Raw genomic sequence first — 9,276 nt, 5'->3', positions numbered from 1 at the left:
GCTCGTAGATCTCCGTGGGAGAGCCCTGCTGGCAGATGACGCCGTCCTTCATGATGACCACCCGGTCGGATATGGCCATGGCCTCCGACTGGTCGTGGGTGACATACAAGGAGGTGATGCCCAGCCGCTTCTGGAGGGCACGCAGCTCGTCCCGCATACTCTCCCGCAGCTTGGCGTCCAGATTGCTGAGAGGCTCGTCAAACAGCAGCACGCTGGGTTCGATCACCACGGCCCGGGCCAGGGCCACCCGCTGCTGCTGGCCGCCGGAGAGCTGATTGGGGAACCGCTTCTCCATACCGCCCAGCTGCATCAGCTCCACCACGTCGTTGGTACGGCGGATGATCTCGTCCTGGGGACGCTTGGCCACCCGCAGGCCGTAGGCGATATTCTCCCAGATATTCATGTGGGGGAAGAGAGCATAGCTCTGGAACACCATGGAAATCCCCCGCTTGTTGGGGGGCACCTTGGCCACATCCCGCTCGCCGATGAACACATTGCCGCTGCTGGGATACTCAAAGCCGGAGATCATCCGCAGCGTGGTGGTCTTGCCGCAACCGGAGGGGCCCAGCAGCGTCACCATCTCGCCGTCCTGAATCTCCAGGTTGATGCTGTCCACGGCGACAAAGTCCTTGCCGGTGTCCGGCTGCTGGAAAATCTTTGTCACATTCTTCAAAACCACGCTGGAGCTCTTCTTGTTGAAGGCCAGTTTCTTACTCTGATTGCTCATTTCGTTCCCTCCGTTTTCTCTGACTTGGCCTGGGGCACCCTGGAGCGGGGCGCCAGCAGCAGGTTGATCACGCCGTTGAAGATGCCGATGAATACCAGCAGGATCACCACCATCATGGTGACAAAGGCGGCGGCCTGGCTGTATTTTGCCTGATCGAACAGGGAGTAGATCTTGCTGGTCACCAGGTTCCACCGGGCGGACACCAGGAAGATCACCGCGCTGACGGCGGTAATGGCCTTGGTAAAGGAGTACACGATGCCGGAGAAGAAGGCGTTGCGCAGCATGGGCAGCGTGATGCGCCGGAAGGAATAGCCGGTGTCCGCGCCCAAAATAGTGGAGGCCTCCTCAATGGAGTTGTCGATCTGCAGCAGCGTGGTGGTGCCGGACTCAATGGCCACCGGCATGTTTCGGAAGGTAAACACGATGACCAGGATCACGGCGGTGCCGGTGAGGACCAGGGGTTTGGTGTTGAAGGCCAGCACATAGCTGATACCCAGCACCGTGCCGGGGACGGCGAACATCAGCACGGAGGAGATCTCGATGAACCGCTTGCCGTAATAGCTGCGTTTGGCGGTGATGTAGGCGATGACCATGCCAAAAAGGCCGCCCACAAGCGCGGAGATCAGACCCAGGACCATGGAGTTTTTCAGACTGTCCCAGCCGTAGGCCAGGGCCTTTTTGTACTGGTCCAGGGTCAGCGTATAGTCATAGCCCCAGGTCCTGATGAAGGAACCGTAGATCACGCTGCCGTACAGCAGGATGATCACCGCCGCCACAGCCAGGCAGACGGCGAAGAGGGGCCACTTGATATGGGGTTCGTCAATGAGCTTCCGAGCCTGGGTGGGCTTGCCGGTGACGGTGACAAAGCTCTTCTTTCCCACCCAGTATTTATTAAAGAGATATGCGGCTACCGCGGGAAGGAGCAGCAGCAGGGCCAGCACGGAACCCTTTTGCATATCATAGCTTCCGGTGATAATCTGGTAGACCTCAATGGAGAGCGTGGAGAACTCGCCGCCGATGGTGGCGGGGTTGGAGAAGTCCTCCAGGGACTGGATGAACACCAGCAGACAGCCGGAGATGATCCCTGGCAGGGACAGCGGAAACGTCACCGTCCAGAAGGTATGCCAGCGGCTGGCGCCCATGTTGCAGGCCGCGTCCTCCACAGAGGCGTCGATGCTGGAGAGGATGCCGGAGAGGGTCAGGTAGGCCACCGGGAAAAAGCTGATGACCTGAACCACAATCAGGCTGCCCATGCCGTAGACGTTGTTGCCGGTGATGCCCAGCAGCGTCTTGGTGATAAAGCCCTGCTTGCCGAAGAGGAAAATGATGGACAAAGACAGGATGAACGGCGGGGACAGGATTGGCAGCGTGGCGATGGTCTTCAAAAACCGCTTGCCGGGAACGTTGGTGCGGGTGATGGTATAGGCGAATATGTACCCGATGAAGGTGGAGATGACCGCCACCACCAGTCCCAGCAGCATGGTGCGTCCAAACACCCGCAGGTAGCGGGAGGTGGAGAGAATCGTCCCCAGGTTTGCCAGGGAGAAATTGCCCTCCGCGTCGGTGAGGCTGAAAATCAGGATCTTGATCAGGGGATAGATGACGAACAGGAGAAGCAGCAGAATCGTGAGGACCACCGCCGCCAGCAGGATTGGCTGGCGCAGGATCATCTTGGTCTCGTTCAGCTTCTTCACCCGGGCGGCGCTCTTGCCGCCCGCGCCGGCGGAATTTGCCATAGTGGGTCCCTCCTGTGCAGTTAGTGGGGCGGGGCCTCCTCCCTGTCAGAGGAGGAGGCCCCCTGTAAGCGGCGGACACACCGTCCGCTGCCGGTTTACTCCTTGGGGGCGCTGGCGATCTTCTCCTCGAACTGGTTGCAGTAATCGCTCTTGGCGCCGGCGGCCCAGACGGCGTCATAGTCAATGACCTCCACCTGGTCCAGCGTCACCAGGCCGTCGGCCACGGCGGCCTTGGTGTTGGTGGGTACGCGGAAGGAGTTGTTCTCCGCATACAGGCCCTGGCCCTTTTCAGAGCACATCCAGTCGATGAACAGCTTGGCGTTCTCCTGCTCCTCGGCCTTGCCGCCCTTGATGAGGGCGGTGGCGCCCACCTCGTAGCCGGTGCCGTCGGAGGGGAAGGACAGCTCGATGGGGTAGCCCTCTGCGGTGGGCTGCAGGCCGTCGTGGGAGAAGGTCAGCGCGATGGCGGCCTCACCCATGGCCACGGCGTTGGGGGCCGCCGCGCCGGACTTGGTGTACTGGGACATGTTGTTGTTCAGCTGGCCCAGGTACTCCCAGACCCCGTCGTCACCCTTGAGCTGGACCAGGGTGGCCAGAACGGTGTATGCGGTGCCGGAGGTAGCGGGGTGTGCCATAATGATCTCGCCCTTATAGGCGGGGTCCAGCAGGTCCGCCCAGCTGCTGGGATAGGACATGCCCTTGTCGGCAAACCACTCCTTGTTGCAGGCGAAGGCGATGCAGCCCACATAGATCGGGTTCCAGGTGCCGGTGGGATCGATATAGGAGGCGGGGGTGTTGCCCAGCTCAGAGGACTGATAAGGCTCCAGCAGGCCCTTCTCCACGGCGGCAATGTAGTTGTCCGTGGAGCCGCCGAACATCAGCGTGGCCTGGGGATTCTCCTTCTCGGCCTCCACACGGGTCAGCATCTCGCCGGCAGAGAGGCGGATGTAGTTGACCTTGATGCCGGTCTCCTTCTCAAACTCGTTGAAATAGTAGACCACCTCGGCCTCGGGGAAGGCGGTGTAGACGGTGAGTTCCTTGCTGCCGGAGGGGGCCGCAGGCTCCGCCGCATTGGAACCGCCGCCGCTATCGGCCGGGGGCTGCTGTGCCGTGTCTCCGCCACCGCCGCCGCAGGCGGCCAGCGCCAGCAGCATCACGGCAGCCAGCACCATTGCAAGAACGCGTTTGGTAGACTTCTTCATGATCGTTTCTCCTTTTCATTCAACTGTGGTGGTATGTGTATCCATGCCTCCGCATGGAGGGATCACCCAATCAGCCCAGGCGGCACATGGCCCAGACCGCGTTGTGGTCGGACAGCTCCGCCCCGGTGAAGGCCGCCAGAGCCGAGCCGGGACGGGCGTAGGTCAGGTCCTCCCGGGCGGTGGAGACCATGCGGCTCTCCCCCGCCGGGGCGCCCCGCAGCATAATCCAGTCCAGCCGCAGCGGCAGGAAGTCTCCCCCTGGCAGGGGCTTGCGCCGGGTGTGTCTCGGCTCCCCCGGCACGATCTCATAGCCCGCCTCCGCCGCCATGGGCAAAAGCTCCTCAAACTGGAACACGTCCTCCAGGCAGCGGCGGCGCAGCTCGGAACTTGCGGCGATGACGCCGATGTCCTCCTTGTCCCGGCCGTCGAAAGTGTTGGTGTTCAGATCGCCCCCCAGGATCACCGGCATGTCCGGCAGTTCCCGTTCCACCGCGTCCAAAATGGCCCGCATCTGACGGCCGCGGCCCGGGCCGTCAGCCCGGTTTTCCAGGTGGATGGACACGGCCCCCAGGGGCCGCCCGCCCACATCCAGCTCCGCGAACACTGCCAGCCGCCCGCCGATGCGCCTCTGGCGGTCAAAGTACCAGTTGTACTCCTCCGGCAATCGGATGACCCCCGCCCGGCGGATGGGCCAGCGGGAAAACACGGCGTTTCCGTGGAAGCCCTTCTCATTCTTATCGTTTACCAGCTCGATGAACTCCAGACCCCAGGCGTAGTTCAGGCCGAAGGCCGACGCCAGCTCCCGGGCGGTGTTTTTGTTGCCGGACCGGGCGCAGCCGTCGTCCAGCTCGTTGGCCAGGATCAGGTCGAAGGGCCGGATATCCGGGCAGTCTCGCAGAAAATCCTGAATCTCCTCCAGGTGGACACCCCGCTCCATGTTGAACATCAGCACCCCCAAGGATTCCGGCGCCGTCTCCGGCGGGGGCACGAAGTTGTCGGTCTCCGCCTCCCCAAACTGGGGGATCATGGCCATGACCTCCCCCTGGGACCGGGTGTCCAGCAGCGCCCCCAGGGCCTTGCGCTCCTCCAGTGGAATTCCTCTCATGATATTCCCTCCTGTGCTTCTCTTTTTCGGCAGGTGGAGCGGATAATCAGCTCCGGCTGAAGGACGTCCCTGGTCTGTATGTTCTCTCCGCCGGTTTTTTTCAGCAGGCGGTCCACCGCCAGCCGGCCCGCCCGGAACTTTTTCTGTGAGACAGTGGTGAGTTCCATCTGCGGCAGGCCTCCAAAAGAAATGTTATCAAACCCGATCAAGGAGAGGTCCTCCGGTATCCGGAGACCGCAGACCTCAGCCGCCTCAAGAATTTTCACCGCCGCCATATCGGAGTAGGCGAGAACCGCATCCGGGCGCTCTCCGCTCCGGAAGAGCTCTTCCGCCTGTTCGCCGCACCATTGCAGCAGGCCGCTCTCCTCTCCCGCCCAAGTGATCTCACGGCAGGGACGGCCGTTCAGCGTCATGGAGCGCCGGTATCCCGCAAGCCTCTGCTCCAGGGTCCGGGTCCCCTGCCGGCCTCCCAGAAAGGCAATTTCGCGGTGGCCCAGGAGATGCAGATACTGCGCCGCCTCATAGGCCCCCCGGGCGTTATCCGCCTCCACATAACTGCAGTCAGGCCCGTGGTTGCTTCCAAGATAGACACAGGGCACATCCCCCAGCAATGCCCCGTGCTTTCTCTGTGAATCGGGGGAAGATGCGGTAATCAGCATCCCGTCCACCCTGTGGGACAGCAGCTGGTCAATGGCCTCCAGCTCGTATGCCGGGTCGTGCAGCGTGTTGATGAGAATCGCCCTGTATCCCGCCTCCGCCGCGCGGCCCTCCATGGCTGTGCAGAGGGCAGAGAAATAGGGGTTTGAGATGTCCGGAACGATAATGCCGATGGTATGCGTCTCCTGTCCCGCAAGGCCCTTGGCCGTGATGTCCGGGACATAGCTCAGCGCCTCGCAGGCATCACGGACGGCTTTTTTGGTCTTTTGGGTAATCGCGGGATGGTCGTTCAACGCCCGGGAGACCGTGGAGGTGCTCACCCCCGCCAGCGCCGCTATATCTCGAACTGTCACTCGCTTCATGGTATTCTACTCTATCCTTGCAGCATTTCATGCAACCGTTTTCATTTATTAAAATATCACAGCGGGTAAAAATCGTCAATCCATAAAACCATTTTCTGTAATTTCTCCAAAAAACACCCTTGTTTTTGTGCAAAAACGCCCGTGGATATTCCATTGCTTTTTTGTATATTTTCACCTATAATGTCATGTAAAGAGGATGTATGACCTATTTCTGATTGTGATTGAGATTTTAAAAAGCAATCAAATCTCCGCACATCCGCAAAAAGTCATCCCTATCTTATGCAACCGTTTTATACAGGGGGCGAGGCGCTTTATGGGCACTGTCACAATCAAAGACATCGCCAGAATCGCCGGCGTCTCCTGCGCCACGGTCTCCCGGGTGCTGAACGGATCGCCCACGGTGGCGCCTGAGCTGCGGGACAAAATCCTGGACCTGTGCCGGCAGTATGGCTACCGCAGGAATTTGCTGGCCCGCGGACTCAGCTCCGGGAGAACCAACCTGGCGGGCTGCATCCTGTCCGACCTGGACAACCCCCTCTTCGCCGATATGGCCCTGGCGCTGGAGCGGTTTCTCCGCGTGCGGGGTTACCATCTTCTCCTTTGCCGGGGGCGGGTGGAGGACGGCAACATCGGGCAGCTCTTCGACTTCCTGATCGGGCACCGGGTGGACGGCATCATTCTGGCCAGCTCCTCCAAACAGGCGCCGGAGCTGATCCGCCGCTATCTCAAATACATCCCCATTGTCCTCCAGGGCGGGCTGGACGATCCCCAGCTCGCCATCCCCTCCGTCTATGTGGACAGCGCCGCCGGCGGCGAAATGGCCGCCCAGTACCTCTTCCGGCTCGGGCATACCGAGGTAGCGTATCTGGGCGCCCGGGAGAACAACTACTCCCACCTGGCCCGGCAGCGGGGGTTTGCCGCCGCTGCGGACCGGCTGGGCATGTCCGTGCGGACTTTTACCAACGGCGCCTTCTCCTCCACCATGGAGGTGGGGTATCATCTGGCACGGCAGTTCTTCCTGAATCCCTTCCGGGAGACGGCCGTCTTCGCTGCCTGCGACACCATCGCCCTGGGCGTGATGTCCGCCGCCAGGGAATTCCACATCTCCATTCCCGATGACATCTCCCTGCTGGGCTTCGACAATATCATCTACGCCGGGTTCCCCCACATCCGGCTGAGCACACTGGACCACCGGGCCAGATTGGTGGTGGAGACTGCCGCGGACCGGCTTCTCACACAGATCCAGCACCCGGACGCCGCCTGCGCACAGCCGGTCATGATCCCCCCTGTACTGGTTGAACGGGCCACCTGTAAACCGCGCCGCTGAATTCAGCCATGATACGCAAAAGGGCAAAACACAGGGGAGGTGTAAAAAAGACACAATGCGTCCGCCATGCCTTTTTCAACGCGGTTGCTATCCACAATTTTGACAGAGGAGAGCGCAGATGAAAAAAGTATTCAGGAGTTTTTTCTCATTAGTTTTAACAACTGTACTTTTATCCGGTATGTGTGCCGGAGCTGTTGGCCCTGACAGCCCAGATTATTCAGAATTAGCCGCTGTCTGGGCGCCTACGATTTATCAAGATGTCACCACATCCTACGACGTGCGTGCTGACTTCCTGACCAGATTTGATTTTGACGGGGACTGGGCTGGTGGAAACAATTGGGAAAATACTTTTTCTTACCCCCTGGCATCTGCTGTTTACTATTCTGCGCAAGAGACTGAAACACATTACTTTATCAATTATTTCTTTTTCCATCCACGGGATGATGGCCCAATTTCCGCTGAAAAACATGAAAATGATTTTGAAGGTGCATTATTTGTAATAAAAAAAGACGGGGCCCCCTATGGATCATTTGTGCTGATGGAAACGCAGGCACACAACCACTTCTACCAATACTCCAATGATAGCAGTATCATTGACGGAAGTGACGATATAGATGGCGCTGTTATCTTTGACAATGGGCATCCGTGCGTTTATATCTCTCCAAATGGTATCGGCACAAATGCGGGACATGGTGTGCGGGCATACGATGGATCTGCAGCTCAGGGTGATGACGGAATCATCTACCGGTACACAGACGGCCTTTCAATGGTACCAGAAAACGCCGCTGGCAATTATGAATATGTGTATGACTACGAACTGATTAGTATGGATGTTTTTTGGGAGCGGCGTTATGATATTGGAGGCCCCGATTCGACTTTCGGCGCTTTTGGACAGCTCTATGGAGATACCTACGGAAAAAATAAAGCTAAAATGCCATGGGCCTGGGATGATCCGGATGATGGCCCTGCAATGATTGGCGTTAACTGGTCTGATCCAGCTCATTTTGTCGATGTGCACTTCGATGGTCTTGGCGATTTCTCACACACTTATTTGTATAATCCTTACTTCTCACACATGATCACAATAGACAGCATAACAAGTCTGTCAAATGAAGACGCTTTTAACGATGAAAGTGATATTTATCTCTATTTAACGGCTGATAACGAAAAACAAATTGACGCGCGCTTTTGGAAGTTCAATCAGGCGGAGCTCAATGTGCCGAAGTCTGTGTTCTTCGGAATGGACAATGCTGAATTTGGGGATCACTTTTCTGAAGCCTATAATACCCTTTATATTTGCATGAACCGTGATATTGAAATTGTGTTTGAGGTTCGGGATGCAGACGCACTGGGTGCGTACAACTCTATGGGAACTGTCTCTATTACGCCCGCGCCTGGTGAAACAATCGTTCTGGACGCGCAATTGACTTCTGACGGGAAGGCTATGATCTCCGCGGTTGTTGTCACAAACTGATCTCGCTTTATACCGCAAATCTATGTAAGCATGTAAAAATTACAAGAACTGCTTTCTCATTAAAACACCATACCCTCTCCTGAAATATTCCTCCTACTTGTGTAACTTTATTTGACAGAGCAAGTTTGTTTCGGGAGCATAGAAAAATCCCCAGCCTACAGGCCAATGTCATTAAATTAAGGATTTCCCGCGCCTGAAAAAAGCCCACCACCTTTCCAAAAAACAAAGGTGGTGGGTATTTTTTCAGGTTTTACATGCTGTCAAAATGACAAAAATCGTCTGAATTTACTGCCCCATAGCGCGATAGAGGAAGGTGACAATCTGTCCACGGGTACAGGTAGCGGCGGGAGAGAAGTTGCCGCCGCCTGTTCCACTGGTAATCTTGTTCTCTACCGCCCACGGTACAACCTGCGCATAGTCCGCATTGGCGGGAACATCGGTGAAGCTTGCCTTTCCACCAGCATCACACTGTCCCGGCGCACCCGGCACCCCGCCGCCCCCGTCATGCGGTTTGATCTCCTTTTTGTAGGTATACCGGGGCGGGGCGACAAGATGATAATTCTCCCCGGAACGCTCCATGTCAATATCCGGGGTGCTTTTGTAGGCTTCTTTTTTCCGCTCGTTGTGACGTTCACAGGCCGCGACGGAACCGGCCTTGCGCTTCTGGAAGCGCAATATCGCATAGG

Annotated in this window: 8 protein-coding genes and 1 pseudogene; 2 read left to right on the top strand and 7 right to left on the bottom strand. The window is 57.9% G+C overall.

Translation table 11 applies throughout. The annotated features are described in order from the left end of the window. The 5 genes from QZ326_RS09135 to QZ326_RS09115 all read right to left on the bottom strand — a co-directional run. Positions 1–727 (bottom strand): ABC transporter ATP-binding protein (locus QZ326_RS09135; RefSeq protein ID WP_295744256.1); only part of this gene is annotated, 727 nt, incomplete at its 3' end. Next, positions 724–2,463, bottom strand: coding sequence for an iron ABC transporter permease (locus tag QZ326_RS09130; RefSeq protein WP_295744253.1), 1,740 nt, complete (start codon positions 2,461–2,463; stop codon positions 724–726). The genes QZ326_RS09130 and QZ326_RS09135, both read right to left, overlap by 4 nt. Before the next feature lie 95 nt (positions 2,464–2,558). Then, positions 2,559–3,665 carry an ABC transporter substrate-binding protein gene (locus tag QZ326_RS09125; protein WP_295744251.1) on the bottom strand — a complete coding sequence of 369 codons (1,107 nt, stop codon included), beginning with the start codon at positions 3,663–3,665 and terminating at the stop codon, positions 2,559–2,561. A 70-nt stretch (positions 3,666–3,735) separates the two neighbouring features. Beyond that, positions 3,736–4,770, bottom strand: a complete 1,035-nt coding sequence (locus QZ326_RS09120; protein ID WP_295744247.1) for an endonuclease/exonuclease/phosphatase family protein — start codon at positions 4,768–4,770, stop codon at positions 3,736–3,738. Then, the gene (locus QZ326_RS09115; protein WP_295744244.1) at positions 4,767–5,789 is read right to left on the bottom strand and encodes a LacI family DNA-binding transcriptional regulator; all 1,023 of its coding nucleotides are present in this window, start codon (positions 5,787–5,789) and stop codon (positions 4,767–4,769) included. The genes QZ326_RS09120 and QZ326_RS09115 overlap by 4 nt, the downstream gene beginning before the upstream one ends. A gap of 313 nt (positions 5,790–6,102) precedes the next feature. Between QZ326_RS09115 and QZ326_RS09110 the strand changes: the two genes are divergently transcribed. Continuing rightward, the gene (locus tag QZ326_RS09110; protein WP_295744241.1) at positions 6,103–7,116 is read left to right on the top strand and encodes a LacI family DNA-binding transcriptional regulator; all 1,014 of its coding nucleotides are present in this window, start codon (positions 6,103–6,105) and stop codon (positions 7,114–7,116) included. A gap of 118 nt (positions 7,117–7,234) precedes the next feature. After that, positions 7,235–8,590: a hypothetical protein gene (locus QZ326_RS09105; RefSeq protein ID WP_295744238.1), complete on the top strand. Its 1,356-nt coding sequence runs from the start codon at positions 7,235–7,237 to the stop codon at positions 8,588–8,590. 285 nt (positions 8,591–8,875) lie between these two features. On the opposite strand, the gene QZ326_RS09100 is transcribed toward QZ326_RS09105, so the two are convergent. After that, positions 8,876–9,079, bottom strand: a complete 204-nt coding sequence (locus QZ326_RS09100; protein ID WP_295744237.1) for an S-layer homology domain-containing protein — start codon at positions 9,077–9,079, stop codon at positions 8,876–8,878. After that, positions 9,043–9,276: pseudogene (locus tag QZ326_RS09095) on the bottom strand (plasmid recombination protein); the annotation flags it as partial. The gene QZ326_RS09100 and the pseudogene QZ326_RS09095, both read right to left, overlap by 37 nt.

The organism is uncultured Oscillibacter sp. (genome assembly GCF_910587525.1).
GTDB lineage: Bacteria > Bacillota > Clostridia > Oscillospirales > Oscillospiraceae > Oscillibacter.
This window is presented reverse-complemented; position numbering and strand designations above follow the sequence as displayed.